The sequence below is a fragment of the Telluria sp. ZB4P34 genome, assembly GCF_059686055.1.
Genome location: NZ_JCASIF010000002.1, coordinates 159,454 through 185,507, shown reverse-complemented (window position 1 = coordinate 185,507; position 26,054 = coordinate 159,454). Strand labels below are relative to the sequence as shown.

General features: G+C 68.4%; 19 protein-coding genes and 1 pseudogene. 11 read left to right on the top strand and 9 right to left on the bottom strand.

Features of this window, described 5'->3' with window-relative positions:
• Positions 1–122: 122 nt before the first annotated feature.
• The 5 genes and pseudogenes from AC56KL_RS05275 (at position 123) to AC56KL_RS05255 (ending at position 8,793) form a co-directional block, all read left to right on the top strand.
• Positions 123–1,970, top strand: coding sequence for a PAS domain S-box protein (locus AC56KL_RS05275; protein WP_497179111.1), 1,848 nt, complete (start codon positions 123–125; stop codon positions 1,968–1,970).
• Between the two features lie 173 nt (positions 1,971–2,143).
• Positions 2,144–2,374 (top strand): annotated as a pseudogene (locus AC56KL_RS05270) (hypothetical protein); the annotation flags it as partial.
• Between the two features lie 244 nt (positions 2,375–2,618).
• Positions 2,619–5,300: an ATP-binding protein gene (locus AC56KL_RS05265; protein WP_497179110.1), complete on the top strand. Its 2,682-nt coding sequence runs from the start codon at positions 2,619–2,621 to the stop codon at positions 5,298–5,300.
• 313 nt (positions 5,301–5,613) lie between these two features.
• Complete coding sequence (locus tag AC56KL_RS05260) at positions 5,614–6,009, top strand: hypothetical protein (protein WP_497179109.1); 396 nt, start codon at positions 5,614–5,616, stop codon at positions 6,007–6,009.
• An 84-nt stretch (positions 6,010–6,093) separates the two neighbouring features.
• The gene (locus tag AC56KL_RS05255) at positions 6,094–8,793 is read left to right on the top strand and encodes a bifunctional acetate--CoA ligase family protein/GNAT family N-acetyltransferase (protein ID WP_497179108.1); all 2,700 of its coding nucleotides are present in this window, start codon (positions 6,094–6,096) and stop codon (positions 8,791–8,793) included.
• 166 nt (positions 8,794–8,959) lie between these two features.
• On the opposite strand, the gene AC56KL_RS05250 is transcribed toward AC56KL_RS05255, so the two are convergent.
• The 3 genes from AC56KL_RS05250 to AC56KL_RS05240 all read right to left on the bottom strand — a co-directional run bounded on the left by AC56KL_RS05250 (position 8,960) and on the right by AC56KL_RS05240 (position 11,193).
• Positions 8,960–10,207: a DEAD/DEAH box helicase gene (locus AC56KL_RS05250; protein ID WP_497179107.1), complete on the bottom strand. Its 1,248-nt coding sequence runs from the start codon at positions 10,205–10,207 to the stop codon at positions 8,960–8,962.
• 76 nt (positions 10,208–10,283) lie between these two features.
• A complete protein-coding gene (locus tag AC56KL_RS05245; protein WP_497179106.1) occupies positions 10,284–10,433 on the bottom strand; it encodes a hypothetical protein in 150 nt (49 codons plus the stop codon).
• A gap of 82 nt (positions 10,434–10,515) precedes the next feature.
• On the bottom strand, positions 10,516–11,193 hold the full coding sequence (locus tag AC56KL_RS05240) for a hypothetical protein (RefSeq protein WP_497179105.1): 678 nt from the start codon (positions 11,191–11,193) through the stop codon (positions 10,516–10,518).
• Positions 11,194–11,408: 215 nt separating this feature from the next.
• Here AC56KL_RS05240 and AC56KL_RS05235 point away from each other — a divergent pair, with 215 nt between their 5' ends.
• The 3 genes from AC56KL_RS05235 to AC56KL_RS05225 all read left to right on the top strand — a co-directional run bounded on the left by AC56KL_RS05235 (position 11,409) and on the right by AC56KL_RS05225 (position 14,171).
• Complete coding sequence (locus AC56KL_RS05235; RefSeq protein WP_497179104.1) at positions 11,409–12,707, top strand: sensor histidine kinase; 1,299 nt, start codon at positions 11,409–11,411, stop codon at positions 12,705–12,707.
• The gene (locus tag AC56KL_RS05230) at positions 12,700–13,497 is read left to right on the top strand and encodes a LytR/AlgR family response regulator transcription factor (RefSeq protein WP_497179103.1); all 798 of its coding nucleotides are present in this window, start codon (positions 12,700–12,702) and stop codon (positions 13,495–13,497) included. The genes AC56KL_RS05235 and AC56KL_RS05230 overlap by 8 nt, the downstream gene beginning before the upstream one ends.
• 110 nt (positions 13,498–13,607) lie before the next feature.
• Entirely contained in the window at positions 13,608–14,171 is a 564-nt protein-coding gene (locus AC56KL_RS05225; protein WP_497179102.1) for a hypothetical protein, read from the top strand.
• A 6-nt stretch (positions 14,172–14,177) separates the two neighbouring features.
• Here AC56KL_RS05225 and AC56KL_RS05220 read toward each other — a convergent pair whose 3' ends face one another.
• Entirely contained in the window at positions 14,178–15,161 is a 984-nt protein-coding gene (locus AC56KL_RS05220) for an aldo/keto reductase (RefSeq protein WP_497179101.1), read from the bottom strand.
• Between the two features lie 193 nt (positions 15,162–15,354).
• Between AC56KL_RS05220 and AC56KL_RS05215 the strand changes: the two genes are divergently transcribed.
• Positions 15,355–16,656: an NAD(P)/FAD-dependent oxidoreductase gene (locus AC56KL_RS05215; RefSeq protein ID WP_497179100.1), complete on the top strand. Its 1,302-nt coding sequence runs from the start codon at positions 15,355–15,357 to the stop codon at positions 16,654–16,656.
• A gap of 29 nt (positions 16,657–16,685) precedes the next feature.
• Here the strand turns inward: AC56KL_RS05215 and AC56KL_RS05210 are convergent, their stop codons facing one another.
• Positions 16,686–17,423 carry a sensor histidine kinase gene (locus AC56KL_RS05210; RefSeq protein WP_497179099.1) on the bottom strand — a complete coding sequence of 246 codons (738 nt, stop codon included), beginning with the start codon at positions 17,421–17,423 and terminating at the stop codon, positions 16,686–16,688.
• A 181-nt stretch (positions 17,424–17,604) separates the two neighbouring features.
• Between AC56KL_RS05210 and AC56KL_RS05205 the strand changes: the two genes are divergently transcribed.
• A complete protein-coding gene (locus AC56KL_RS05205) occupies positions 17,605–18,060 on the top strand; it encodes a hemerythrin domain-containing protein (protein ID WP_497179098.1) in 456 nt (151 codons plus the stop codon).
• Between the two features lie 185 nt (positions 18,061–18,245).
• On the opposite strand, the gene AC56KL_RS05200 is transcribed toward AC56KL_RS05205, so the two are convergent.
• Entirely contained in the window at positions 18,246–19,871 is a 1,626-nt protein-coding gene (locus AC56KL_RS05200; RefSeq protein ID WP_497179097.1) for a response regulator, read from the bottom strand.
• Positions 19,872–20,128: 257 nt separating this feature from the next.
• Here AC56KL_RS05200 and AC56KL_RS05195 point away from each other — a divergent pair, with 257 nt between their 5' ends.
• Complete coding sequence (locus AC56KL_RS05195; RefSeq protein WP_497179096.1) at positions 20,129–20,581, top strand: hypothetical protein; 453 nt, start codon at positions 20,129–20,131, stop codon at positions 20,579–20,581.
• 169 nt (positions 20,582–20,750) lie between these two features.
• Here AC56KL_RS05195 and AC56KL_RS05190 read toward each other — a convergent pair whose 3' ends face one another.
• From AC56KL_RS05190 to AC56KL_RS05180, 3 genes are all read right to left on the bottom strand, one after another.
• A complete protein-coding gene (locus AC56KL_RS05190) occupies positions 20,751–21,755 on the bottom strand; it encodes a response regulator (protein ID WP_497179095.1) in 1,005 nt (334 codons plus the stop codon).
• Between the two features lie 130 nt (positions 21,756–21,885).
• Positions 21,886–24,942 carry an ATP-binding protein gene (locus tag AC56KL_RS05185; RefSeq protein ID WP_497179094.1) on the bottom strand — a complete coding sequence of 1,019 codons (3,057 nt, stop codon included), beginning with the start codon at positions 24,940–24,942 and terminating at the stop codon, positions 21,886–21,888.
• Complete coding sequence (locus AC56KL_RS05180; protein WP_497179093.1) at positions 24,939–26,042, bottom strand: uroporphyrinogen decarboxylase/cobalamine-independent methonine synthase family protein; 1,104 nt, start codon at positions 26,040–26,042, stop codon at positions 24,939–24,941. Before AC56KL_RS05180 ends, AC56KL_RS05185 begins: the two co-directional genes overlap by 4 nt.
• Between the last annotated feature and the right edge of the window lie 12 nt (positions 26,043–26,054).

Here is a 26,054-nt window from a genome sequence, read left to right as displayed (position 1 = left end):
TTATTGGCAATTGGGTATCTGTTACAGTTCTGGCTTGGCGGCGCCGATGCCGTCCTCCCTGACCGTTACGGACCCGTATGCCCGCTGCTCCATTGCCACCAGATGAACTTGACCGGCTGTCGATGCTGGACGCCCTCGACCTGCTCGACACCCCGCCCGAACCCGTCTTCGACCGCGTCACCCGCCTGGCCAGCCGCCTGCTGGACGTGCCGGTGGCACTGTTCTCGCTGGTCGACGCCGACCGCCAGTGGTTCAAGTCGCGCGTCGGTCTCGAGATGAGCGAGACGCCGCGCGAGCACGCCTTCTGCGCCCACGCGATCGGCATGAGCACGCCGCTGGTGATCAACGATGCGCAAGCGGATGCGCGCTTCAACGACAATCCGCTGGTCAACGGCCCTCCCAACATCCGTTTCTACGCCGGCGTGCCGATCCGCACCACGGCCGGGCTGGCGATCGGCACCTTGTGCGCGCTCGACACCCGGCCGCGCACCCTGGGCGAGGAAGAGGCGCAGGTACTGACCGACCTGGCAGCGATCCTGGCCAAGGAAGTGCAGTACCGCGAACGCCTTGCGCTGGCGCGCGACGGGCTCGCGGCATCCAGCCAGGTGCTGGGCGCGAGCGAAGCGCGCTTTCGCAGCATCTTCGAGATCGCCAGTGTCGGCATCGCACTGGTGGCGCCGGACGGCGGCTGGATCAGCGTCAACAAGACCCTGTGCGACATCGTCGGCTATGCCGAGGAAGAGCTGTGGGGCCTGAGTTTCCAGCAGATCACCCACCCGGACGATCTCGCCGCCGACACCGACCTGCTGCGCGCCATGGAGCGCGGCGAGATCGACCAGTTCCAGCTCGAGAAGCGCTACATCCGCAAGGACGGCGCCACGGTCTGGGTCAACCTGGACGTCTCGCCCAAGCGCAATGCCCAGGGTGCGGTCGAGTACTACGTATCGGTGATCAAGGACATCGGGGTGCAGAAGGCGGCGCAGCAGGAGATCGTCGGGCTCAACGTCGACCTCGAGCGCCGGGTGCAGGAACGTACCGCCGAACTGGTGAAGGCCGAAGCCGCGTTGCGCGCGCGCGAAGCGGAACTGAGCAGCGTGATCGAGAACGCCAACGACGCCTACATCGGCCTCGACGAGGAGGGCGTCGTCACTGCCTGGAACCGCCAGGCCGAGGACACTTTCGGCTGGCGCCGCGACGAAGCGCTGGGCTGCAAGCTCGAACAGCTCATCGTTCCGGAAGAACGCCGCAAGGGTAACGCCAGCGCCATGCAGCCCTTCCTGGCGACCTACATCGCGGGCGCCGTGGACCAGCGCCTGGACCTGCAGGCCATGCGGCGCGACGGCAGCAGCCTGACGGTGGAGGTGCGCGTGCGCGCGCTCGAGGTCAACGGCCGCAGCATGTACAGCGCCTTCCTGCATGACATCAGCGCGCGCAAGGCGGAGCAGGCCCAGCGCGAATACGAAAGCCGCCACGACCAGCTCACCGGCCTGTTGAACCGGCGCGCACTGGTCGAGTCGATCCCGATGGCCCAGGCGCGGGCGCGCCGCAACGGCAAGACGGTCGGGATGCTGTTCATTGACCTGGACGGCTTCAAGGCCGTCAACGACTCGCAGGGCCACGAGGCGGGCGACATGCTGCTCGGCGTCATTGCCGAACGCCTGCGCGCCGGCGTGCGCAAGACCGACAGCGTGTACCGCCTGGCGGGCGACGAATTCACCGTGCTGCTCGAAGACATGGCCGACACCTTCGACGACGCCCATACGGTGGCCGAGAAGCTGATCAACAGTATCGCCGAGCCGGTGCTCTTGCCGGGCCGGGCGGTGCGCGTGCGGGCCAGTATCGGCATTGCCCTCGACACCGGCAGCCAGGAGCGTTCGCCCGACGAACTGCTCAAGGAGGCCGACCACTACATGTACCAGGCCAAGAAGGCCGGGCGCGGGCAGGTGTGCTCGGCCCGCCGGCCCTGCTAGCCGTTCTCCCAAGGCGCCGCCCGGAGCGTTCCGGCGCGGCGCATCCCCGCTTCCCCTCAGCCCCGCTCGTTCCGGCATCGCCCAGCCACATCGGCGCACGCGACGCTTGACCTTCCCATCGTGGGAAGAAACATCCTTCGTGTATGCATAAAGGAAGCATCAGGGACACGAGAGACGCGGTGGCGGTCTCGCAGCGCACCGATGCCAGGATACGCCAGAACCTCGGCTGGGCCTTCGTCTACAACGTGGCCGGGACTCCGCTGGCGGCCTTCGGCCTGCTCGATCCCGCGCTGGCCGGCGCCGCGATGGCCTTCGGTTCCGCGTTACCAAGGCGGCGCAGGGCGTCGACGCGGCGGCGAAGCTCAGCGTGGACCTGCCGACCAAGGGGGGAGCATCGACACTAGTGCCGAGCTGGACCGGATTGTCGCGGCGATCGACGCCTCCGGCTATCCGATGAGCGCGCGCGGCTACCCGGCAGCGAAATAAGCTGCTCGACAGTCACCTTTTGAGCTATATTTTTATGTATATTAAGTAAAGGCTGGGCAACGGATAGGGCAGGTTTCTTAGAACAGCATTCCAATGGGATGACCCATGCGCTACGGTGTTTTGGCAGAACCTGCAGACCTCGCGAAACACCCACCTTCTGCTGTGCAGTTGCGCAGCGTCTTCCTTGTCCTGATGGTGCTGGCCGTACTGTTCGCGCTGCTGGCGCCGCTGGCCCGGACCCACCTGCCGGTGGCCCCCGAGTTCGTGCCGATGCACCAGTCGTTGCTGATCGGGAGTAATTTGCTCACCGGCATCCTCCTGCTGGGCCACGTGCATACGAACCGGTCCTGGTCGCTCGGCCTGTTAACAATGGGCTACCTGCTCACGGCGCTGATCGCGCTGGCGCACATGATGACCTTTCCGGGCCTGTTCCTGCCTGACGGCGTGCTGGGCGGGAACGACCAGACCAGTCCCTGGCTCTACATGTTCTGGCATGCGCTGTTCCCGCTGTTCGTGATCGGCTATGCGCGACATTACCGGCGTCCCTTGCCCCCTCACTTCCTGCGCGTGGGCGCGCTGCTGATCGCGCTGTTCGCCACGCTGCTGGTGCTGCTCTGCACGCGCGGCGCTCCCTACCTGCCCGAGCTGATGGACGGCTACCGCTTGCGCCCGGCCTACCGCTGGATGGGCGCCCTGGTGCTGGTCCTGTCGCTGGCCGCGCTGTGGCAGGTCGCGCGCAAGCGTCCGCGCGCCGTGCTCGACGTGTGGCTGACGATCGCGCTGTCGGCCTGGGTGTTCGAGGTGCTGCTGTCCTGCCTGCTCAGTGGCGAACGCTACGACCTCGGCTTCTACGCCGGGCGACTGTACGGCCTGTCCGCCTCGCTGTTCGTGCTCGGCGCGGTCGCCATCGACAACATCGCGCTGCACGGGCGGCTGCGCGACACCTTCGAAGAGATGATCGAGACGCGCGCCCGCGCCCAGTGGCAAAGCCTGCTGGGTTCGGTGCTGCGCCAGCTGCCGGACGGTGTCTTGATCGTCGACCGGGCGGGCCGCTGCGTAATGGCCAACGACCTGGCCGAGCAGATGGCGGCGCGCTTCGAACACGAGGCCGGGGCCGGGCCGGCCGCAGGACAGGGCATGCGCGGCGCGGCGGCAATGCTGGCGCTGATCGGGGACCCGGTGCGGCGGGCGCTTGCCGGCGAATCCTTCCGCGACGCGGTGCTCGAGAACCTGGGCCCGGACGGGCGCCGCGTGTACGCCGTCAGCGGGGCGCCGCTGCGCGACGGCCCGGCCGACCTGGCCGCGGCCGTGATCGTGCTGGACGACATCACGGAACGCACCGAAGCGAGCGCCGCGCTGACGCGCGCGCTGGACCAGACCCGCTACCTGATCGAGAACACCCCGCTGGCCGTGATCGAGCTCGACCGCGACTTCGTGATCCGCCTGTGGAACCTGCGCGCCGAGGAGCTGTTCGGCTGGAGCGCGCAGGAAACCATCGGCCGGCGCATCGACACGCTGCCCCTCATCCACGAAGACGATACCGGCAAGGTGGCGCAAACGATCACGCGCCTGCTCGATTCGGCCACCCGCTATGTCAAGTCGGAAAACCGCAACCGCACGCGCGACGGCCGCACGCTCAACTGCGAGTGGTACAACTCGGTGCTGCACGACGAGGAAGGCCGCATCGACCGGGTGTTCTCGCTGGTGCTCGATGTGAGCGAACGCGAGGCGGCGATGGAGGGCCTGAAAGAGGCCGACCGGCGCAAGGACGTCTACATCGCTACCCTGGCGCACGAGCTGCGCAACCCGCTGGCGCCGATCGCCAACGCCGCCTCGCTCCTGCGCGGCAAGTGCCTGCCCCAGGACCGGATCGAGTGGATCGCAGCCATGGTCGGGCGCCAGACCGCGCAGATGGCGCGCCTGCTGGACGACCTGCTCGACGTCACCCGCATCAGCCGCGGCAAGATCGCACTGCACCGCGCGCCGCTGGAACTTGGGCGCCTGCTGCGCGACACCCTGCAGACCAGCATGCCGCTCATCGAAGCGGGACGGCACGGGGTGGCGCTCGACCTGTGCGACGAGCCGGTCTGGGTCGAGGGCGACGCGCTGCGCCTGACCCAGGTGCTGGCCAACCTGATCAACAACGCCGCCAAGTACACGCCGCCGGGAGGACGGATCGCGATCCGGCTGGCCGAAGCGGACGGCTGGGCGCGGGTGGAGGTGCGCGACAACGGCATCGGCATCGAGCCCGACATGCTGGCGCGCGTGTTCGACCCCTTCGTGCAGGTGTCGAGCGCCAGCCACCTGGCCCAGGGCGGGCTGGGAATCGGCCTGTCGCTGGCCAGGGGCCTGGTGGAGCTGCACGGCGGACGGATCGAGGCCGAAAGCAGGGGTCCCGGCCAGGGTTCGCGCTTCAGCGTGGAGCTGCCCGCCATCGCCGCCGGGCCTACCGGCGAGGCGGCCGCGCAGAAGGCGCGCGCCGGCCCGCAGCTGGGCAAGCACGTGCTGGTGGCCGACGACAACGTCGACGCGGCCGAGTCGCTGGCCTGGCTGCTGCGTTCGGAGGGCGCTACGGTGGAGGTGGCGCACGACGGCGCCGCAGCGCTGCGGCTGTTCGACGCACGGCCTGCCGACGCCGCCATCCTCGACCTTGGTATGCCCGGGATGGACGGACTGGAGGTGGCGGCTGTACTGTCGCGCCGCACGCCGCGGCCCTTCCTCGTCGCGGTGACGGGACGCGGCCGCCAGGAAGACCGCGCGGCCTCGCTGGCGGCCGGCTTCGACGAGCACCTGACCAAGCCGGTGGCGCCGCAGCAGCTGATCGCGTTGCTCCAGAGCCTGTAGGGCGGTCGGCATAGCGTGGTTCAGTCCACCGGAACCCCTATGTCTATGCTTGTGGCCGGCCCGGCTTGCGCGCCTTGAGCACGGACCTCGTTTGCTTGACGCTGGATTGAATACGGGAGGGCCCGCGTGTGTGTGTATGACGGGCCGGACGGATCAGGCGAGGGTCGTACCGGGCCGGCAGCACGAACCGGAGCAGCAGGGTACGGACGAGCGTGTTTACAACGCCACTCCAGTATGGCCGGCGCGGCACGCTTGTTGATATTGCATGTATGAAAGTTGACTGTTAGTATGCATGTCACACAAGGGAGGCGCCATGCACATGCTGTTCCGCCTGTTCGGCCCACGCCGCAGGAAAAACCAGGAAGACATCGCCGGCCGCGCGGCCGAGGTGATCGTCCATGTGTTGTATGACGTCGGCCTTGACCGCTTCCTGGCCGGCACCATGCAGCTCGACGCAGAGTTCCGCCTCCATTTCTACGCGGTGACGCCGGCTTCCCGCAGCATGCTGGCCAGCGTGGCCGTGCACGAGCTGGACGAGGCGCGCGCCTTCACGGCCCATGTGCGCCAGGCCGGGATCGATGGCCCGACGCTGGCGCACCATGCCACCGTCATGGCGGACGGGATCATGCGCGAATTGCGCGCCCGGTCTCCAGACTTGCGCGCCTTGCCCGTCAGGCGCGAGCGCAGGGCCACGCTGCGGCTCGCCTGAACGGTCCGGTGCGCGCTTGCGCCGCCAGCGGCGCTATCCTTTCGCAGGGGCCGGCCACGGCCACCGCCACGAAAGGCTACCTGCATGAGCGTACGCAACCTCGAGCACCTGTTCGCCCCGCGGTCGGTCGCGCTGATCGGCGCCTCCGAACGTCCGGGCAGCCTCGGCGCGACCCTGCTGCGCAACCTGCTGGCCGGCGGCTTCAAGGGCGAAGTCTGGCCGGTCAATCCCAAGTACGCTGAACTGGCCGGACGGCGCTGCTATGCCGGCGTGGCCGAGCTGCCCGAGGCGCCGGCGCTGGCCGTGGTCTGTACCCCGCCGGCCACGGTCCCGGGCATCGTGCGCCAGCTCGGCGAACGGGGCACCCGCGCGGCGCTGATCCTCAGCAGCGCCGCGCCCGACCCGCGCGCAGCACGCGTGCCGGGTGCGCTCGGCGGCGTGGGGCGCAGCCTGCGCCAGGCGATGCTGGACGCCGCCCAGCCCTACCTGCTGCGCCTGCTGGGGCCGAATTCCGCCGGACTGCTCGCGCCCGGCATCGGCCTGAACGCCAGCGTCGCCCCCAGCGGTGCGCTGCCCGGCCGCATCGCCTTCGTGTCCCAGTCGGGCGCCCTGATGGTCGGGGTACTGGACTGGGCGCGCACGCGCGGCATCGGCTTCTCGCACTTCATCGCGCTGGGCGAGGGCGCCGACGTCGACCTGGGAGACGTGCTCGACTACCTGGCCAGCGACGGGTCGACCGGCGCCATCCTGCTCTACCTGCAAGACCTGCGCCATGCACGCAAATTCATGTCGGCGGCCCGAGCGGCGGCGCGCAGCAAGCCGGTACTGGTGCTCAAGGCCGGACGCGAGACGGATGCCGCACCCGCCGCCGCCAGCGAGAGCGGCGCGCTGGCCAGCCAGGACGAGGTGTTCGACGCCGCCATCCGGCGCGCCGGCATGCTGCGCGTGAGCACCACCGACCAGCTGTTCTCGGCCGCCGAAACCCTGGCCTATGCACGCCCGCTGCACGGCGAGCGCCTGGCCATCGTCAGCAACGGCGCCGGTCCGGGCGTGCTGGCGCGCGACGCGCTGGCCGGCGGCGGGCTGGAAGCCGCGTATTCGGAAGCGACCAGCGCGCGCCTCGACGCGCTGCTCGCGCCCGGCTTGCGGCGCGGGAACGTGGTCAACCTGCAGGGCGGGGCGCTGCCCGCGCTGTACCGCGAGACGCTCGACGTGCTGCTGCAGGATCCCGGGGTCGATGCGGTGCTCGTGATCCAGTCGCCCACCGCCACCGTGGACAGCGGCGCCGTGGCCGAGGCGATCGCGCCGCTGGTGCGCAGCGCCTCCAAGACCCTGCTCTCGTGCTGGCTGGGCGGCGCCTCGGTTCTCCATGCGCGCGCCATCGCCTCGAGCGCGCGCCTGCCGGCCTTCCGCACGCCTGAAGACGCGGTTGCCGGCTTCCTGCAGCTGGTGCACTACCGGCGCAACCAGAACCTCCTGATGGAAGTGCCGCCCTCGATGACGGGCACGGTGGCGCCGGACCGCGCTGCGGCGCGCGCGCTGGTGCGCGAAGCGATCGCGAGCGGGCGCTACCTGCTGTCCGATCCCGAGACCAAGGCCATCCTGCGCGCCTACGGCATGGCCGTGGTCGAGACGCGCCAGGCCGCCACCGTGGAGGAAGCGGTGAGCGCCGCCGGGCGCATCGGCTTTCCCGTAGCGCTCAAGATCCTCACTCCCGACGTGATGCACAAGTCGGACTTCGGCGGCGTGACGCTCGACCTCGACAGCGAAGAAGGCGTGCGCGCCGCGGCCGGCCGCATGCGCAGGCGCCTGGGCGAATTGTTCCCGCAGGCGCGCTTCGACGGCTTCTCGGTGCAGGCGATGGTGCGGCGGGCGAATGCGCACGAGCTGATCGCCGGCGCTGCGCTCGATCCCGTGTTCGGCCCGGTGATCGTGTTCGGCCAGGGCGGGGTGACGGTCGAAGTGACCGACGACCATGCGGTGGGCCTGCCGCCCCTGAACCTGGTGCTGGCGCGCGACCTGGTGGACCGGACCCGGGTGGCAAGGCTGCTGGCCGGCTACCGCAAGCGGCCGGCGGTGAACATGGAAGCGGTGCTGGCCTCGCTGGTGCAGGTCTCGCGCATGGTGGCGGACATCCCCGAGATCGTGGAGCTCGACCTGAACCCGCTGCTGGCCGACAGCCGCGGCGCGACCGTGCTCGATGCGCGCATGCGCCTGGCCCTGGCCGACCGCTCGGGCAGCACCCTCGACCGGCTGGCGATCCGGCCCTATCCGCGCGAGCTGGAAGAGACCATCGCCTGGCACGGCGCGCCGCTGCTGCTGCGGCCGATCCGCCCGGAAGACGGGCCGGCCCACCTGGCATTCTTCGATGCGCTCACGCCGGACGACGTGCGCTACCGGATGTTCGTGCGCGTGCGCGAACTGCAGCCCTCGCAGCTGGCGCGCTTCACCCAGATCGACTACGACCGCGAGATGGCCTTCATCGCGACACGGCCGGACGCACAGGGCGTGGCCGAGACGCTGGCCGTGGGCCGCGTCGTGGCCGACCCGGACAACATCAGCGCGGAATTCGCGGTGACGGTGCGCTCCGACCTGAAGGGCATGGGACTGGGGAAGATCATGATGCAGAAGCTGATCGATTATTGCCGTGCGCGCGGGACGCGCGAGATCGTGGGGGAGGCGCTGCCGCAGAATGCCCGCATCACCGGCCTGGCCAAGCGGATGGGATTCACCGTGAAGTCGACCGGCCTGGAAGGCATGCGCGAGATGCGGCTGATATTGTAGGCGTGATGTGGTCCAGTGGACCACATCACGCTTCGCCGACCGCGCGTTCAGCCAGCGATAGAACTGGCGTACCGCTGCAGTACCGTGATTTGAACGCGCGCACGGCAAAGCCGTGCACCCTACGGGAAATATTATTTCAGATGTGCCGGTTGAATGAAATAATATTTCACCTCCTGAAGCGCACATCCTCCTGCACTACCTTCACGTCCCCCTTCGGCTTCTTGGGCTTCTTCGGCTTTTTCACAATCTGCCCGCCCGCCGTGGTCTCGGGAACCCGGTGGTCCGGCTCGAAGCCGCTTTCCTCCACCCGCTCCAGCGTTTGCCGGGTGAGCGCCTCGATCGCGGCCAGGTATTCCACCTCGTCGGCCGCCACCAGCGACACCGCCTCGCCCGACGCCCCCGCGCGTCCGGTGCGGCCGGTGCGGTGCACGTAATCCTCGGCCACGATCGGCAGGTCGACGTTCACCACCACCGGCAGGTCGTCGATGTCGAGGCCGCGCGCCGCCACGTCGGTGGCCACCAGCACCTTGACTTCGCCCGCCTTGAAGCGCTCCAGCGCGCGCAACCTGGCCGGCTGCGGCTTGTCGCCGTGGATCGCGTCGGCCGGGATGCGCTTGGCGTCCAGCAGGCCGACCAGCTCGTCCACGCCCTTGCGGGTCTTGGCAAAGACCAGCACCTGGGTCCAGCCGTGTTTTTTCAGGAGGTGCAGGAACAGCTCCGGCTTGCGCTTCTTGTCGACCGGCACCAGCCACTGCCGGATGGCGGACACGGTGCTGTTGCGCGGCGTCGCCTCGATGCGTACCGGCTCGCGCAGCAGGTGGTTCGCCATGGCGCGGATGGGATCCGAGAAGGTAGCCGAGAACAACAGGGTCTGGCGCTTTTTCGGCAGGGCGGCGAATACCTGGTCGAGCTCCTTCGAGAATCCAAGGTCGAGCATGCGGTCCGCTTCGTCCAGCACCAGGGTGATCACCTCGTTGAACTTCACCGCGTTCTGGCGGTGCAGGTCGAGCAGGCGGCCCGGCGTCGCCACCAGTACGTCCACCCCTTTGCGCAGGTTCATCATCTGCGGGTTGATGCTGACACCGCCGTAGGCCACCATGGTGCGCAGGTTCAGCCCGGCGCCATAAGTGCGGAAGCTCTCGTGCACCTGCTCGGCCAGCTCCCGGGTCGGCACCAGCACCAGGGCGCGCACGGCATTGCTGCTGACCGCCTTGTCGCGCTTGAACAGGCGCTGCAGGATCGGCAGGGCGAAGCCTGCCGTCTTGCCGGTGCCGGTCTGGGCCGCGGCCATGACGTCTTTGCCGGACAGCACGGCGGGAATCGCCTGCTGCTGGACGGTGGTCGGGGTGGCGTAGTCGAGCGAAGCGAGGGTCTGGACGATCGGATCGATCAGTCCAAGGGAAGCGAAGGGCATGGGAACCTACAACTAGTAAATGTACAGGCCGTAGTGTAGCGTGCCGCGCAGCGGCATGCGAAGGGAATGCGTCAGCTCAGGCCGAGGCGGCGACGATGACGGTATCGGACAGGTCGACGATCGGCTTGGCCGGCTCGCGCTGGTCCTTGCAGCCGCCCAGCAACAGGCAGGCGAGGGCAAGCGCGACGGGAACTGCACGAGGTCGAATGAAGCGGCGCGGTGGCATGATGGCTCCTCGGGGTGAGGCTACATGTGAGGCTTCATCATACGCCAGTCCGCGCCGCCTGTGCGGTCGATTGGACGCTGAATCAGAAGCTGTAAGCGATGCCGGCGCGCAGCACCGGGTAGACCTTGAAGTCAGAGACGTCTTCGCCCAGCTTCAGTTCTTCGGCCGCCACGTCGGTGGCCAGCTTGCCGCACACGGCGTTCGAGGTGGTGCAGCCGAGCGGGATCAGGTTGACCCTAGCCTTGCCCTGGAAGATCGCGCCGATGTCGGCGTTGAAGCTCCAGCCCCGGTTCGCGGCGAGCGCGTTGCCCCAGCCGATGCCGAGGTAGGGCGCGGCGCGGCGGAAGGTAATGTCTCCCTTCAGGATGCCGATGTCGCTGGTGGAGTAGGTGTTGCCGTTGAAGGTGAAGCTGCCGCCCGCGCCGGGCACGCCCACCGCCTTGAAGCGGGTGCCGTTGTAGACCAGGCCGCCCGTCAGGCGGAAGCTGCTCTGCGGCACGGCGTACCAGTCGAACAGCACGTCGAAGGTCGCCAGCTTGCCGTCGAGCTTGTAGTCGACCAGGCCCGAGCGCTTCTCGAAGTCGTGCTTGAAGTAGTTGGCGCCGAAGCGGCCGTTCAGATTCGCTTCCATCGGGACCACCAGGTGCAGGCCGAGGCCGGTGGTGCCGGCATCCAGGGTGACGGCCGCGCCGACCTGGGCGTGGCTGGATGCGCTGGCGGCGAGGGCGGCGGCAGCGAAGACGATGTGCTTGAGAGACATGCTGTAAAACCTTTCAGTAACAAAACAGCCGAGCATTGTAACTGCTGTGCCGCCTTGCCATGCGAAAAGCGATGCCGGTGACGGCAACGCGCAACGGTTTTTTTAGGCCCGGCAGCCCCGGTTTCGTCGCCGCTATCCCGGCTCCGTCGCATAATGTCACTTGGCAATGAAGACCGGGATTAATCTGGCGCTGCCCTGACTACTGAAAGAACACCATGATCGCAAGCATTATTCATCTCGGACGGCTGCTGGTTGCCTGGCTCGGCTGCTACCTGTTCATCTGCATCCTCTTGCACGAGACCCTGTTCGACGCGCTGGAAAGCGACCCGGGCGGCTGGTATGCGCTGGGCGCGCTGCTGCTCGGCTCCTGGGTGGCCTCGGGCGTGTTCTCGCACATCCGCAGGGTGCGCCTGGTGGCCGGCAGCGTGAATGCCGGCACGCTGTCGAACCGCCAGCGCCGCCAGATCGAGATTCCCTTCGAGGCCGGCGAAGCCTTCGACCTGATCGATGCCGCGATCCGCGAACTGCCGGGCGCCGACGTGGTCGACTCGGCCCGCGACAGCCTGCAGGTACGCGCCAAGGTCACCCGCATCGATCCCTACGGCGGTCCGCCGCGCGGCCAGGCCGATGGCCAGGTGGCCAGCTGGGCGCTCGACCACTTCGGCGCGCGCCGCAACCAGATCCTGGCCACCGTCACGCCGAACGGCGACGACACCGGCAGCGTCACCCTGATCTGCGAGCCGGAAGGGGCGGCCTGGACCGACCTGTTCCTGGTCGACCACGGGACCAACCTGGAGAATGCCGAAGCGATCGTGCGGGCCATCACGCGCCGGGTGGCGGCGCGCCGCCGCGGCGAACAGGCGATGGTGGCGCAGACCGCCACCGAGAAGGAACTGACGGTGGCCAAGCTGAACCTGCTGCACGCCCAGGTCGAGCCGCACTTCCTGTACAACACCCTGGCCAGCGCCCAGGTGCTCACCCGCACCGACCCGGCGCGCGCCGACGAGATGCTCGGCAACCTGATCCAGTACCTGCGTCATTCACTGCCGCGCACCGAAGACGCGCCCTCGACCATCGGCGAAGAGCTGGAGCGGGCCCGCGCCTACCTCGACATCCTCAAGATCCGCATGGGTCCGCGCCTGCAGCTGCAGGTCGACATTCCCGATGCGCTGCGCGGCGTGCTGTTCCCGACCATGATGCTCCAGACCCTGGTCGAGAACGCGATCAAGCACGGGCTGGAGCCGAAGCCGGGCGGCGGCACCGTGTGGATCCTGGCGCGCCAGGTCGACACATCGGTGGCGGTGACGGTGGCCGACGACGGCCGTGGCTTCACCGCCGAGGGCGGCGGCACCGGGGTCGGCCTGCGCAACGTGCGCGAACGCCTGCGCCTGGCCTACGGCAGCGCCGCGAGCTTCTCGATCGTGGCCAACTTCCCGACCGGCGTGGCGGCCACCATCATGGTGCCGAATGCCGTCAACCAGGCGGCGCAGGCCGCGGGAGTCCATCATGCTTGAACCGACCCTGCACAAACCCGGCGTCAAGTGCGTCGTCGCCGAAGACGAAGCCCTGCTGCGTGAATCGCTGGTGCAGATGCTCGGCCAGGTTTGGCCGGAGCTCGAGATCGTCGCCGCCTGCGAAGATGGCGGCAGCGCGCTGGAAGCGATCGCGCAACACCGGCCCGAGGTGGCCTTCCTCGACATCCGCATGCCTGGCCTGAGCGGGATGGAGGTCGCCTCCAGCCTGCTCGACGCCGGCATCCCGACCGAAGTGGTGTTCGTCACCGCCTACGACCAGTACGCGATCGACGCCTTCGAGCGCGGCGCGGTCGACTACCTGCTCAAGCCGGTGTCGCGCGAGCGCCTGGCCGGCACCGTCGGACGGGTGCAGGGGCGCCTGCAGCGCGGCGGCCAGGACGTACAGGGCCTGCAGGCGCTGCTGCAGCAGCTGGCCGCGGTGGCGCCGCCGCAGCCTAAGGCGCCGCCGCTGGTGTGGCTGACGGCCAGCCGGGGACAGGAGACGCGCCTGATCCTGGTGGACGACGTGGCCTACTTCCAGTCCGACAGCAAGTACACGGTGGTGATGACGGCGGACGGGGAAGCGCTGCTGCGCAAGCCGATCCGCGACCTGCTCGAAGTGCTCGATCCGGGCATGTTCAAGCAGGTGCACCGCTCGACCATCGTCAACCTGCGCGCGGTGGCTGGCGTGACCCGCGACGACAGCGGACGCGGCACCCTGCGCCTGAAGAACCGGCCCGAGACGCTGGCCGTGAGCCAGCCTTTCATGACCCTGTTCCGGAACATGTAGGTGTAAGCAGATGTGAAAGGATGCACAGAGTGTAAGTGTGTGGGGTGGCGCACATCTGTGAGGGGGTTTCCGGTGATAAAGTTCGGCCATCGACGACACGTGAGAAGCCAATGAAAACCCTGATCCTCTGTGCAGCCCTGGCGGCCGCCTCCCTCCCGGCGCTGGCCCAGACCAACGTCAGCATCAGCGTCGGCCAGCCCGGCTTCTACGGGCGCATCGACATCGGCGACGGCTACAACTACGGTCCGCCGCCGGTCTACGTGCGCGAGCCCGTCATCATCGAGCGCTACGAGCGTGTGCGCGCCCAGCCGGTCTACCTGCGCGTGCCGCCGGGCCACCGCAAGAACTGGCGCAAGCACTGCCGCAAGTACGGCGCCTGCGGCCAGCCGGTGCTGTTCGTACAGGACCGCTGGTACTCCGACGTGTATGCGCCGCGCTACCGCGAAGTCCACCAGATCCGCTATGAAGAGCCGCGCCGCGTCCGCTACCAGGAAGCCCGGCCGGTGCGCGAGCGCCATCATGAGCGCCGCGACGACCGCTACGACGACCACCGCGGGCGCGACCGCGATGACGACCGCGGTCATGGCAAAGGTCACGGCAAGGGCCATGGCAATGGCCATGGCAAGGGCCATGGCAATGGCCATGGCAAGGGCCACGGCCGCGGCCACGACTGAGTTGTCTCATTGCGGCAGTGGTGCCCCGTCCGGCAGCAGTCCCTCCGCCACCAGCTCCTGCCAGAACGCCGCCGGAATCGTCACCGCCATCAGTTCCGCGTTGCGGCGCAGGTGGCGCGTGCTGCTGGCGCCGGGAATGGTGGCCACCACCACCGGATGGGCTGCCCCGAACTGCAGGGCGGCCGCGGGCAGCTCGACGCCGTGGCGCGCCGCCACCTGGCGCAGCCGTTCGCGCCGTTCGACCTGTGTCGGCGTGGCCGGCACGTAGTCGTAGTGCTCGCCCCCGGCCAAAAAGCCCGAATTGAAGGGGCCACCCAGCACGATCCCGGCGCCGCGCTCGGCGCATAGCGGGAACAGGGCCTCGAGCGGCGAGGTTTCCATCAGCGTGTAGCGCCCGGCCAGCAGGAAGATGTCGGGGTCGGAATCGCGCAGCGCGCGCATGCAGGGCTCGACCGTGTTCACGCCCAGCCCCCAGGCCTTGACAACGCCTTCCTCGCGCATGCGGACCAGTTCCCCGAAGGCGCCGCCCGGGCCGGCCGCGATGCGGTATTCGTGGTCGAACCGGTCGCCCAGGTGGTCGGGCGAGAGGTCGTGCACGTAGACGATGTCGATGCTGCCGAGCGCCATGCGCTGCAGGCTGTCCTCGACCGAACGGCGCGCGCCGGAGGCGGAGTAGTCGGTGATGCGCCGGAACGGCAGTGAGGAAACGAAGGGCGGGGCGATGTCGCCGGCCGGGTCGGGTACCAGGACGCGCCCCACCTTGGTCGACAGGGTGTAGCCAGCGCGGGGGCGCGTGCGCAGCGCCTGGCCGAAGCGGTGCTCGGACAATCCGGTGCCGTAGTGCGGCGCGGTGTCGAAATAGCGGATCCCGGCTTCCCAGGCCGCGTCGACGGTGCTGCGGGCCGCTTCGTCGCTCGTGGTGTGGTACATGTCGCCCAGCCCGGTGCCGCCGAGGCCCAGGCGCGTGACTGGCCGGTAGCGCTGCTTCATGGGATTCTCCCGTCTGAGGTGGTGGCGCCATGCTACACCGGCATCCGGCGCGCACCGTTGAACGGACCGGCCTGCTGCTTGCGACTACCTGCATGGAATGCCGGTCCCAAGCCGGCCTGGCGCTAACGTAGTAAGATTGCCACAACGCCCATGTGCTGGCATTGCCGGACGGGCGCCATGAGAGGAGCTTACTTTGCGTAGCGAATTCGTGATCGTGGGTGGCGGTGCGGGCGGCCTGGAACTGGCCTGCAAACTGGGCCGCAAGCTGGGCCCGTCGAAGGTGATGCTGGTGGACAGCCGGCTCTACCATATCTGGAAGCCGTCGCTGCACGAAGTGGCGGCCGGCACCCTGGACATCCACCAGGAAGGCCTGTCCTACCAAATGCTGGCGCACGACAACGGCTTCAGCTTTGTGTTCGGGCCGATGACGGCGCTCGACGCGGCCTCGAAAAGCCTTACCGTCGGCGCCGTGCTCTCCGCCACCGACAACGACGAAGTCCTGCCCGAACGCCGCATCCATTTCGGCTCGCTGGTGCTGGCAGTCGGCAGCACCTCCAATTACTTCGGCGTGCCGGGCGCGAAGGAGCACACGATTTCCCTGAATGCCACCGAGGACGCCGAGCGCTTCCGCCTGCGCATGCTGCGCCTGATGCTGGCCGCCGAGCAGGAGCGCGAAGAGGGAGGGGAAGCTGGCCTCGACGTAGTGATCATCGGCGGCGGCGCCACCGGCGTCGAGCTGGCGGCCGAGCTGCGCGAAGCTTCGAGCGCCTACGTCAACTACGGTTTCGACCAGCTCGACGGCAAGCGCGACGTGCGCATCACCATCCTCGAGGGCGCCCCGCGGGTGCTGGCGCCGCTGCCCGAGAAGGTTTCGCTTGCCGCCGCCGAGCTGCTGGGCAAGCGCGGCATCCGCGTGGTCACCGACTGCCGCGTGACGCAGATCGAGGCCGACGGGGTGATCGACAAGAACGGCAATGTCTATCCCGCCAAGCTGTGTGTGTGGGCGGCGGGCATCAAGGCGCCGGACCTGCTGGCCTCGCTGGGCCTGCCGACCGCCAAGGGCGGACAGGTCGAGGTGGACGCGCACCTGCGCGTCAAGGGCGTGGCCGACATCTATGCGCTGGGCGACTGCGCCGCCTGCGTGGACGGCAACGGCAATGCGGTGCCGCCGCGCGCCCAGGCCGCGCACCAGCAGGCCGACTATCTGGTCACCAGTTTCATCCGCAAGGCCAAGGGGCACCCGCCCCAGGAGCGTCCGTATGAATACCGCGACTACGGCTCGCTGGTGTCGGTGGGGCGCGACACCAGCGTGGGCAGTCTGATGGGATCGCTGCGCGGCGCGAGCTGGTTCGTGCAGGGCACGATGGCGCGCCTGATGTACACCAGCCTGCACCTGATGCACCACCGGGCGGTGCTGGGCACCATGCGCACCGGCGTGCTGGCGCTGGCGCGCTTCCTGGTGCGGCGCGCCACGCCGCTGGTGAAGCTGCATTAAGGGTAGGGTGGTCGGCGAAGCCGACCACCCTACACGGCAGGTGGATGCTTCGGCAGGGTCATGCACAGCACGGCCCCCGCCGCATCGCCCGCGCGCAGTTCCAGTGTGCCGCCCAGGAAGCGGGCCCGTTCGCGCAGCAGGCGCAGGCCGTGGCAGCTGGTCGATTCCAGCACATTGGCGTCCGCGGCGAGCCCGACGCCGTTGTCGCGCACCGTCAGCATCACCTGGTCGCCGTCGTCGTCCAGGATCACGTCGACTTCGCTGGCGCGCGCATGCGCGGCCACGTTACGCAGGCCTTCCTCGGCGCAGCGCAGCAGCACCACGCCCTGGGTACGGGTATAGGCGCCGTCGTCGTCAGGCAGGCTGGCGCGCGCCTTGACGCCGTTGGCGGCGCCGAAGGCCGGGACCAGCTCGGCCAGCGCGGCCTTCAGGCCGAGGAACTCGAGCTTGTCGTTCCACAGGTCGAGCTGCATCCTGCGATTGGTCTCGATGATGTTGGCCAGCAGCTGCTTCATCTGTGCGCTGCGGTCGCGCATCGATGCGTTCTCGGCCGGGATGTGCTGGGTGAGGAGGGCCAGGTGCATGGTCAGCGCCGTCATCGACGAGCCCAGGCTGTCGTGCAGCTGGCGCGCCAGCAGGCGGCGTTCCTCGTCCCAGCAGGCGGCGAGATAGCCCAGCATCTCGGTGAGTTCAGCGGTGCGGTCGGCACCCGGTGCGCTGGCTGTGCCAGGCGCCGGAGCAGTCTGCAGATGTGCCGGTTCGGTCATCGTAAGCTCGGTTGAATGTTTCCCAAATCATACAACAGTTGGCGCTCCGGCGGCGCGCAACGGCCGTGCGTAGCACCTGCCGGCAGCGCGGCGCAGCGTGCGCTGCCGAACGGTGGTCCCGACTGTTTCAGGCGAAGCTGGAGTCTGGCGGATGCCACTTTATTAACAACGGGGGACTACCATGACGACCGCAAGCAAACCGCAGGATGCCATCACGCTCCTGACCGCGCAGCACCGCGAAGTGCACGCCATGTTCGAGAAGTTCGAAAACATGACCGACCGCGCCAAGGTCAGCAAGAAGAAGCTGGCCGATGAGATCTGCCAGGCGCTGATCATGCACACCACCATCGAGGAAGAGATCCTGTACCCGGCCGTGCGCGAAGCCACCGAGGAAACCGAGGACATGGTGGACGAGGCCGTCGTCGAGCACGCCTCGGCCAAGGACCTGATCGCCCAGATCCAGGAAATGGACCCGGGCGACGACCTGTACGACGCCAAGGTCAAGGTGCTGGGCGAGATGGTCGACCACCACGTCGAGGAAGAAGAGAAGGAGATGTTCCCGAAAATGAAGGAACTCAAGCTCGACCTCGCGGCGCTGGGGCAGGAAATAGCCGCCCGCGCGGCCGAGCTGCAGTAGGCGACCGAGGCCAGGCGCAGGACAGTGCTTTTTCGTAGGGGTGATCCAGTCCAGTGGACTGGATCACGTTCTGCCGACCGCGCGTTCAGCTCCGGTATGCGACACGACTGCACATGTACCTGTCGGACGCGCGGTCGGCGAAGCCGACCACCCTACGATGAACTGGAGAAGGACCCGGACGTCGCCTAGGCTGCGTCGGCTGCTTGCAGGCTGGCCGGCGCAAGCGCCTCCAGCAATTGCTCGATGCTGACCGGCTTCACCAGGTGCTGGTCGAAGCCGGCTTCCAGCACGCGGCGCTGGTCTTCCGCCAGTCCGTAGCCGGTAAGTGCGATCAGGCGGATCCCGCGGGTGGCCGGGTCGCGCCGCAGGCGGCGCGCGACTTCGTAGCCGTCGATGCCGGGCAGGCCGATGTCCACCAGCGCGGCGGCCGGACGGACGGTCAGCGCGGCCGCCACGCCCTGCAGGCCATCGGCTGCCTGGGAGACCGGGAAGCCATGGGCGGCCAGCATGGTCGCCATCATCTCGCGTCCATCCTCGTTGTCTTCGATCAGCAGCACCGAGGGCTTGCCGGTATTGTCGCCATGGGTCTGCTGCGGCGCCTGGCTCGGCACCACCGGTTCGGTGCGCGGCAGGCGGATCATGAAGGTGCTGCCCTTGCCGCTGCCTTCGCTCTGGGCACTGACGCCGCCGCCGTGCAGCTCCACCAGGCGGCGCACCAGCGACAGGCCGATGCCCAGCCCCCCCTGCGAGCGGTCGATCGAGATCGCGCCCTGTACGAAGACGTCGAATACGTGCGGCAGCAGCTCGGCCGGGATGCCGACGCCGCTGTCGCGCACCGTCAGCACCACGTCGTCTTCCATCTGGGCCAGGCCGATGTCGATGTTGCCGCCGGCGGGTGTGTACTTGAGCGCGTTGTCCAGCAGGTTCGAGGTGATCTGTTCCAGGCGGGTCGGATCGCCGTCCACCCAGCCCGGGGCCAGGTCGACGCTGAAGCGGTAGCCGGCAGTGCGGCCAGTGGCGCGGAAGGTCTCCAGGCAGCCCCCCACCAGGGTGGCGAGGTCGGTGGGTTTTCGCGACAGCAGGATCTTGCCCGACATCGCACGCGACAGGTCGAGCAGGTCGTCGACGATGCGCGACAGGTGCTGGCTCTGGCGCTGGATGATCTGCTTGGCGCGGCCGACGGTCTCGCTGTTGGCGCCCGGCAGGCCGATCAGCGACGATGCGCTGCTGATCGCCGACAGCGGGTTGCGCAGCTCGTGGCCGAGCATGGCGAGGAATTCGTCTTTCGCGTGGCTCTTGCGCTCGGCGTCGCGGCGCTCTTCCATCTCGCGCACCAGGCGGCGGTTGGTCGCGGTCAGCTCGGTGGTGCGCTGCGACAGCTTTTCGGCCTGGCGCTTGAGCTGCTCGTTCTTCATCGCCAGCGCAACGAACACCGAGACCTTGGCGTGCAGGATCTGCGGGATCACGGGTGTGAACAGGAAATCGGCAGCGCCGCGCTGGTAAGCCTTCAGGCGGTCGATCTCGTCGGCCAGGAAGGCGGTGACGAAGATGATCGGGATGTCGGCCGAGCGCGCGCGCTGGTGGATCGCCTCGGCAGTCTCGAAGCCGTCCATGTCGGGCATGTTCACGTCGAGCAGGATCACGGCGAAATCGTGAAGCAGCACCTGGCGCAAGGCTTCCTGGCCCGAACGGGCCGAATGCACGCTGTAATTGCTTTCATCCGCCCACTGGTCGAGCAGGCTCGTCAGCGCTAACAGGCTGGCGGCGTCGTCGTTCACGACCAGGATCTTGGGTTTGTCAGTATGTGCCACGATGGGTTTGTAGTGCTTTCACTATGAGGTCTGCATTCACGAACGCGCAGTCCAGTAAAAAGTATTGCTTCAAAGAAAGTCACCGTAATAACACGGAATGATAGCACGCCCTATTAAATGCAAACAGGCAAAACTCAATTGTGTGCAGGGGGGCGATGTACGCTGCCGCACATACGCGACAACTGCCCTGTGCGATAGTGAAAGCGTCCAGTTCGACCGTACACGGGGAACGGGCTGTTACCATGAAAGGACATACAATGAATATCGACGCGATCATCAACCAGGAATACCACGGCAAGTCGTTCAGCGAGCTGCTCGACGCGCCGCTGTCTGCGCTGTGCGGCATCGACGAACAGCAGGCCGGCGCTTTCGCCGCGGCCGGCATCCGTACCATCGGCGACCTGGCCAACATGCAGGTGGTCGGCCAGGCCATGGCCATCAAGGCCCTGGCCGGCGGCGACAAGGGTTCCGCGAGGAATACGGCTGGGGAAAAACTGCTCGACGACGGCGTCGAGATGACCTTCCCGGCCAGCGATCCGGTCTCGGTGCAGGCCAGCATCACCCGCATCGAAGTGGCTCCGGACATGGTTGACGCCAGCCGCGACCACCAGCATGCGCAGGCGATCGAGGCGCACAGCGAGGAGGCGCTGCGTACGGCCGAAATCAACACCCGCTACCTGCAGAAGGACGAGGGCGGCGGAAACCGCTGAAGCCGCTTCTTGCTCGCATCACGGCAGGCCAGGGGCGGCGCGCGCTGCCCCTGGCCTGTTTGCCGTCCTGACCCGCCGGCGCTTCAGGCCGTGTCTGCTTTAGCCGATCATCGCAAAAAAAGGGGAACATGCCAGCGGCAATATTCCCCGTGTCGTTCGCAAGCTGAAGTCAGCGATGCGGCGTCGCCAGCTCCACCGTCTGTGCCGGCGCCGGCGCCCCCGGCATCTTGGCCGTGGACTGGCGGTTCGCCGCAGGCGAGCAGAAGCGGTTCTTGCCGGCCCGCTTGGCTTCATACAGCGCGTAGTCGGCGATGCTGATCAGGGCGTCCACCGATTCTGCGTCGTCCGGGTAGATGCTGATGCCGATCGAAGTCGACAGGCGCAGCGTCAGGTCGTTGATGAAATACGGTTCCGACAGCGCCTCGACCAGCTTGGCAGCCGGGCCCTGGGCGTCGGCCAGGCAGTGGATGTCGCCCAGCACGACCATGAACTCGTCGCCGCCGAGGCGCGCCACCGTGTCTTCCTTGCGCGAGTTGGCCAGCAGGCGCTGCGACACCATCTTCAGGATGTCGTCGCCATAGGCGTGGCCGTAGGTATCGTTGATCGCCTTGAAGCCGTCCAGGTCCAGGTACATGATCGCGGCCTTGGCATGGCTGCGGTTGGCATGTTGCAGGGCGGTTTCGATGCGGTCTTCGAGCAGGCGGCGGTTGGGCAGGCCGGTGAGGGCGTCGTGCAGGGCCAGCTCCTGCTGGGCGCGGCTGTACTGGGCCAGCTCCTTGTACAGCAGGCGCACTTCGAGCATGTTGTGGATGCGCTTGTGAACCTCAAGCAAGTCGAAGGGCTTGCTGATGAAATCGCGCGCGCCCGCTTCCAGGGCGGCAATCTTGAAGCTGGGCTGGGCGGTGAGCGCCAGCACCGGCAGGTAGCCGCCCTGTTCGATTTCCTTCAGGCCCTTCATGACCTGGAAGCCGTTCAGTCCGGGCATCTGCAGGTCGAGGAGGATCAGGTCGTAGTTGTGCTCGCGGTGCAGCGGGCACACCTGTTCCGGCAGCATCGTCGAACTGACGCAGGTATAGCCTTCCTCGCGCAATATCTCCTCCATGAGTTCGATATTGTCGGGCGAGTCGTCCACCACCAGGATCTTCGCGTTCAAAATGTCTTGTCTGCTCGGCATGCTTATTCTCTTCTATGCTGTCGGGAACATGTTCCATTTCCTTTTGGAATGGGTACATCCCATCTCTTCATAGTCTAACAAAGCTCATAAAATTTCTTGTAGGACAGCGCCGCGTGTCGTGGTAGGAGCATCAAGGACTGTTGCTGCGCGTTCCCGGAGGGTCGGCGGACCTGGCCGTGCTGGCCACCGAGGCCAGCGCGGCAATCAGTTCGCCCGGCTCGACCGGCTTCGAAATATGGGTCGAAAATCCGGCTTCCAGCGCCTTCAGGCGGTCTTCCGGACGGGCGAACGCGGTAAGGGCGATGGCCGGCACCTGGCCGCCCGCCTCGCGCGGCAGCGCCCGCACCCAGCCGATCAGCTCGAATCCGTCGACCTCCGGCATGCCGAGGTCGCTGACCAGCACGTCGGGCCGGTCGCTGCGCAGGGCGTCGAAGGCTTCGCGCGCGCTGGCGGCCACCCGTACCCGGGCATGGCAGTCGGTGAGGATGCGCGCGATCAGCTCGCGGCCGTCGCGCGCGTCGTCCACCACCAGCACCGTCAACCCGTCCAGGTCGCGCGCCGCGAGGTCCTGCCCGTCCGGCGCCGGCGTCGGAGCGGGCGTGCCGCGCAGGAGACCGCGGGCGGGCGGCGCCTCGGCGCGCGGCAGTTCGATCGTGAAGCTGGCGCCCAGGCCTTCGCCGGCGCTTTCCACGCGCACCGTGCCGCCATGCTGCTCGACCAGGTGCTTGACGATCGACAGGCCCAGGCCCAGGCCGCCGTGGCGGCGCGTCATCGAGGCGTCTTCCTGGCGGAAGCGCTCGAACACGTGGGTGATGAATTCCGGGCGGATCCCGGCGCCGTTGTCGCGCACCGTGATCGCCACCACCTTGCCGCCCTCCGACTCGCCTTCGCTCACCTCGACCGCGACCCGGCCGTCGCGCGGCGTGAACTTGATCGCGTTCGACAGCAGGTTCCAGATGACTTGCTGCAGGCGGCCGGTGTCGCCGGCCACCAGCCCACCGGAAAGGTAGTGTTTTTCGATGGCGATATGCTTGGCTTCGGCGGCCGGCCGCACGGTCTCGATGGCGGCGTCGATGAAGCTTGCCGGGCTGATGGTCTGCATGTCGAGCAGCACTTTGCCCGAGGTGATGCGGCTCATGTCGAGCAGGTCCTCGATCAGCTGGGCCTGGGCGCGGGCGTTGCGCTCGATGGTCTGCAGGCCGCGCTGCAGGTCGGCGCCGTCGCGGCTGCCGCGGCGCAGCACCTGCGACCAGCCGAGGATGGCCGACAGCGGGGTGCGCAGCTCGTGCGACAGCGTGGCCAGGAATTCGTCCTTCATCTGGCTGCTGCGTTCGGCCTCGGCGCGCGCGGCGCGCTCGTTCTCGAGCAGCAGCTTGCGCTCCTCGGCGGCGCGGGCGGTCGCCTCGTACAGGCGGGTGTTGTCGACCGCGATCGCGGCCTGGGCGGCGATGCCGCGCACGATGCGCTCGCTGCGCTCGGTGAACATGCCCGGCTCCGGGTGGCCGAAGAACATGGTGCCGAGCAGCTCGCCCGAGCGCGCCGCCACCGGCGCCGCCATGTAGCTGCGGATCGCCGGATGTCCGCCCGGAAGGCCGAAATGGGGCGCGCTGCCGGCGTAGCGCGGGTCGTCGGCGATGTCGTCCAGGCGCACCAGGCCCCGGACGCGCAGGTCGGGGCCGAACAGGTCGGCGGCGCGCGGCGCGCCCAGGCGCTGGAACTCGGCCGAGGTGGTGCCCGCCAGCGTCGCCAGCGAGAACAGCGTGCCGTCGCCATCGCCATTGCCTTCTTCGCCGTAGTGGAAGAAGGCGCCGAAGCGCGCGCCGCTCACGCCCAGGGCGGCCTCGGTCGCCGCGCGCAGCAGCGAGCGCAGGTCGCGGGTCGAGGCCAGGATGCTGCCGGTATTGTTGAGCAGCTCGAGCACGTGCGACTCTTCGCGCAGGGCCTGTTCGGCGCGCTTGACGCCGTCGACGTCCGTATTGGTGCCGAACCAGCGCACCACCCGGCCCTGCTGGTCGCGGACCGGGCTGACGCGGGTGAGGTACCAGCGATAGCTGCCGTCCGCGCCGCGCAGCGGGAATTCCATCTCGAAGGGCTCGCCGCTGCGGATGGTCCCGCGCCAGTGCGCCATCACCGCGGGCAGGACGCTCGGCTCGATCACGTCTTGCCAGCCCCAGCCGACGCTCTGCTCGAGCGTGCATCCGGTATAGGCGAACCAGCGGTCGTTGAACCAGACGATGCCGCCGTCGGTCCCCGCCATCCAGGCCAGCTGCGGGATGGTGTTGGCCAGTGCGCGCAGCAATTCCTCGCTCTGGCGCAGCGTGTCCTCGGCGCTTTTCCGGTCGGTGATGTCCTGTACCACGCCGGTCATGCCGACCGGCGCTTCCTGGCCCCGGTTCTCGGCATAGTCCGGTCGCCCGACCAGCGCCACCCAGCGCGCCGGCTCGCCGCTCTCGCCCGGGTCGACCCGGCATTCGATGTTCAGGTCGGCGCGCGCGCCGAAGGCCTGCAGCACGGCGCGCCGCACCTGGATGCGGTGCTCGGGCAGCAGGCGCGCGCGCAGCGCGGGCCATGGCAGCGGGGTGTCGGCAGGCAGGCCGAGGATGGCGGCGGCGCGGGGGCCCAGCAGCACCCGGTCGCGCGCCGCGTCCCAGCGCCAGTCGCCCAGGCGGCCGGCCTCCAGCGCTACCTGCAGGCGGGTGTTGTTTTCCACCAGGGCCTGCTGGTCCAGCTTGCGCTGGGTGATGTCCTGGAAATACAGGGTCAGGCCGTCGGGCGACGGGTGCAGGCGCATCTCGAGCCAGGACTGCAGGCGTGCGTAGTGGAAGTCGCGCACCACGGTCTCGCGCAGCTCCATCGCGCGGCGGCAGTCCTGGGCCACCGAGGTGCCGTGCAGGTCCTCGAATTCGTCCCACAGGTTCTTGCCGACCAGGCCGGCGCGGCTCTTGTCGAGCGGGGCGATCATGTCGAGCGCGCGCCCGTTGATATACGTGATGCGCCAGTCGCGGTCGACCGCGCAGAAACCGTCGGACAGGCTCTCGAGCATGTTTTCCATGCGCTCGTTGGCGCGTCGCAGCGCCTCCTGGGCCGCCAGCAGCTCCTCCTCGGCGCGCTGGCGCGCGGCCAGCACGCTCTGCGCGTTGCGCAGCGCGGCCGTGCGCATCATCTCGAGCTCGTGTTCTTCGCTCATGCGGCCCCCTGCAGGAGTGCGGCCGCCAGGCGGGTGCCCTCGACCCGCGCGCGAACCTTGGCGAAGGCGGTGGCGCGGCTGATGCTGTCGTCGTCGAAGAAGGGGGCGAAACCGGCATCGTCGGTGCTGCCGAGGCGCTGCGGCTCGAGAAAGCGCGCCGCCAGCAGCACCCGGTCGCGCACCTGCCCGGCGCTCTCGATGCGCGGGTCGAACGGGTCGGTCACGCCGACGAAGATGCGCTGCTCCGGACGCGCGTATTCGCGTGCGATGCGCAGCACGCGCTCGGGATCGGGCTGGCCGGCCATCGCGATATAGAAGCTGCCGGCACGGATCTCGAACAGGGCCGGCAGCAGGTCTGCATAGTCGACCCGGCTTGCCGCGCCCGGGATGCCGGACTGCGCGCGGGACTGCGCGCCGGGCTGCATCAGGCCGGCCGGCGACACATGGACCCCGATCAGGGCGCGCTCGGCGGCGGAGAAGCGGCCGAGCGCCATGTTGTTCAGGTGGACGAAGCTGGCCAGCAGCGCGCCGCTCGGGTCGAGCCGCATCGCCAGCGGTCCTTCCGCGAAGTCGACCTGCACCTTGTGCGCGCCGGCCTCGAGGCAGCGCCGGATCTCGGTCTCGTGTTCGCGCACCAGGTCGTCGAGAAACTGTTCGCGCGGGTAGCCGGGCAGGCCGTCGGGCGGGTAGAGCAAGGACAGCGCCGAGGGCGAGATGATGGCCTGCTTGATCGGCTGGGTGGCGTGGCGGCGCGCGGCGCGCAGGTACTGGTCGGCATAGCAGCCGAAGCGGAACGGGCCGTGGGTCAGGCGTGGCATGCGGCGGCCCGCGCCATTGGCAGCGTTCGCCACCGGGATCCGAAAGCCATCCGGGGCGGTGTTGGCGGCGCCGTGCAGGGGGTAGCTCCAGAAATTCTCGAGCTTGCCCTGTTCGCCGTCGCTGATCACGGGCGCCCCGGTGGCTTCGAAGGCGGCCACGGTGGCGCGCACCGCCTCGTCGAGCAGGAACGCGAGTTCGCGCGCCCCGGCGCCGCCGCGGATCGCAGCGACCAGTTCGGGCGGGCGGGGAATGCTGCCGATCGGTTCAGTCGGAATCATCATCGCTGGCACGGT

Excerpts from the sequence above, each read along its gene's own strand:
- AC56KL_RS05275 (WP_497179111.1), top strand. The coding sequence starts at position 123 with ATGCTGGACGCCCTCGACCTGCTCGACACCCCGCCCGAACCCGTCTTC.
- AC56KL_RS05260 (WP_497179109.1), top strand. The coding sequence starts at position 5,614 with ATGCACATGCTGTTCCGCCTGTTCGGCCCACGCCGCAGGAAAAACCAG.
- AC56KL_RS05255 (WP_497179108.1), top strand. The coding sequence starts at position 6,094 with ATGAGCGTACGCAACCTCGAGCACCTGTTCGCCCCGCGGTCGGTCGCG.
- AC56KL_RS05250 (WP_497179107.1), bottom strand. The coding sequence starts at position 10,207 with ATGCCCTTCGCTTCCCTTGGACTGATCGATCCGATCGTCCAGACCCTC.
- AC56KL_RS05245 (WP_497179106.1), bottom strand. The coding sequence starts at position 10,433 with ATGCCACCGCGCCGCTTCATTCGACCTCGTGCAGTTCCCGTCGCGCTT.
- AC56KL_RS05240 (WP_497179105.1), bottom strand. The coding sequence starts at position 11,193 with ATGTCTCTCAAGCACATCGTCTTCGCTGCCGCCGCCCTCGCCGCCAGC.
- AC56KL_RS05235 (WP_497179104.1), top strand. The coding sequence starts at position 11,409 with ATGATCGCAAGCATTATTCATCTCGGACGGCTGCTGGTTGCCTGGCTC.
- AC56KL_RS05230 (WP_497179103.1), top strand. The coding sequence starts at position 12,700 with ATGCTTGAACCGACCCTGCACAAACCCGGCGTCAAGTGCGTCGTCGCC.
- AC56KL_RS05225 (WP_497179102.1), top strand. The coding sequence starts at position 13,608 with ATGAAAACCCTGATCCTCTGTGCAGCCCTGGCGGCCGCCTCCCTCCCG.
- AC56KL_RS05220 (WP_497179101.1), bottom strand. The coding sequence starts at position 15,161 with ATGAAGCAGCGCTACCGGCCAGTCACGCGCCTGGGCCTCGGCGGCACC.
- AC56KL_RS05210 (WP_497179099.1), bottom strand. The coding sequence starts at position 17,423 with ATGACCGAACCGGCACATCTGCAGACTGCTCCGGCGCCTGGCACAGCC.
- AC56KL_RS05205 (WP_497179098.1), top strand. The coding sequence starts at position 17,605 with ATGACGACCGCAAGCAAACCGCAGGATGCCATCACGCTCCTGACCGCG.
- AC56KL_RS05195 (WP_497179096.1), top strand. The coding sequence starts at position 20,129 with ATGAATATCGACGCGATCATCAACCAGGAATACCACGGCAAGTCGTTC.
- AC56KL_RS05190 (WP_497179095.1), bottom strand. The coding sequence starts at position 21,755 with ATGCCGAGCAGACAAGACATTTTGAACGCGAAGATCCTGGTGGTGGAC.
- AC56KL_RS05185 (WP_497179094.1), bottom strand. The coding sequence starts at position 24,942 with ATGAGCGAAGAACACGAGCTCGAGATGATGCGCACGGCCGCGCTGCGC.
- AC56KL_RS05180 (WP_497179093.1), bottom strand. The coding sequence starts at position 26,042 with ATGATGATTCCGACTGAACCGATCGGCAGCATTCCCCGCCCGCCCGAA.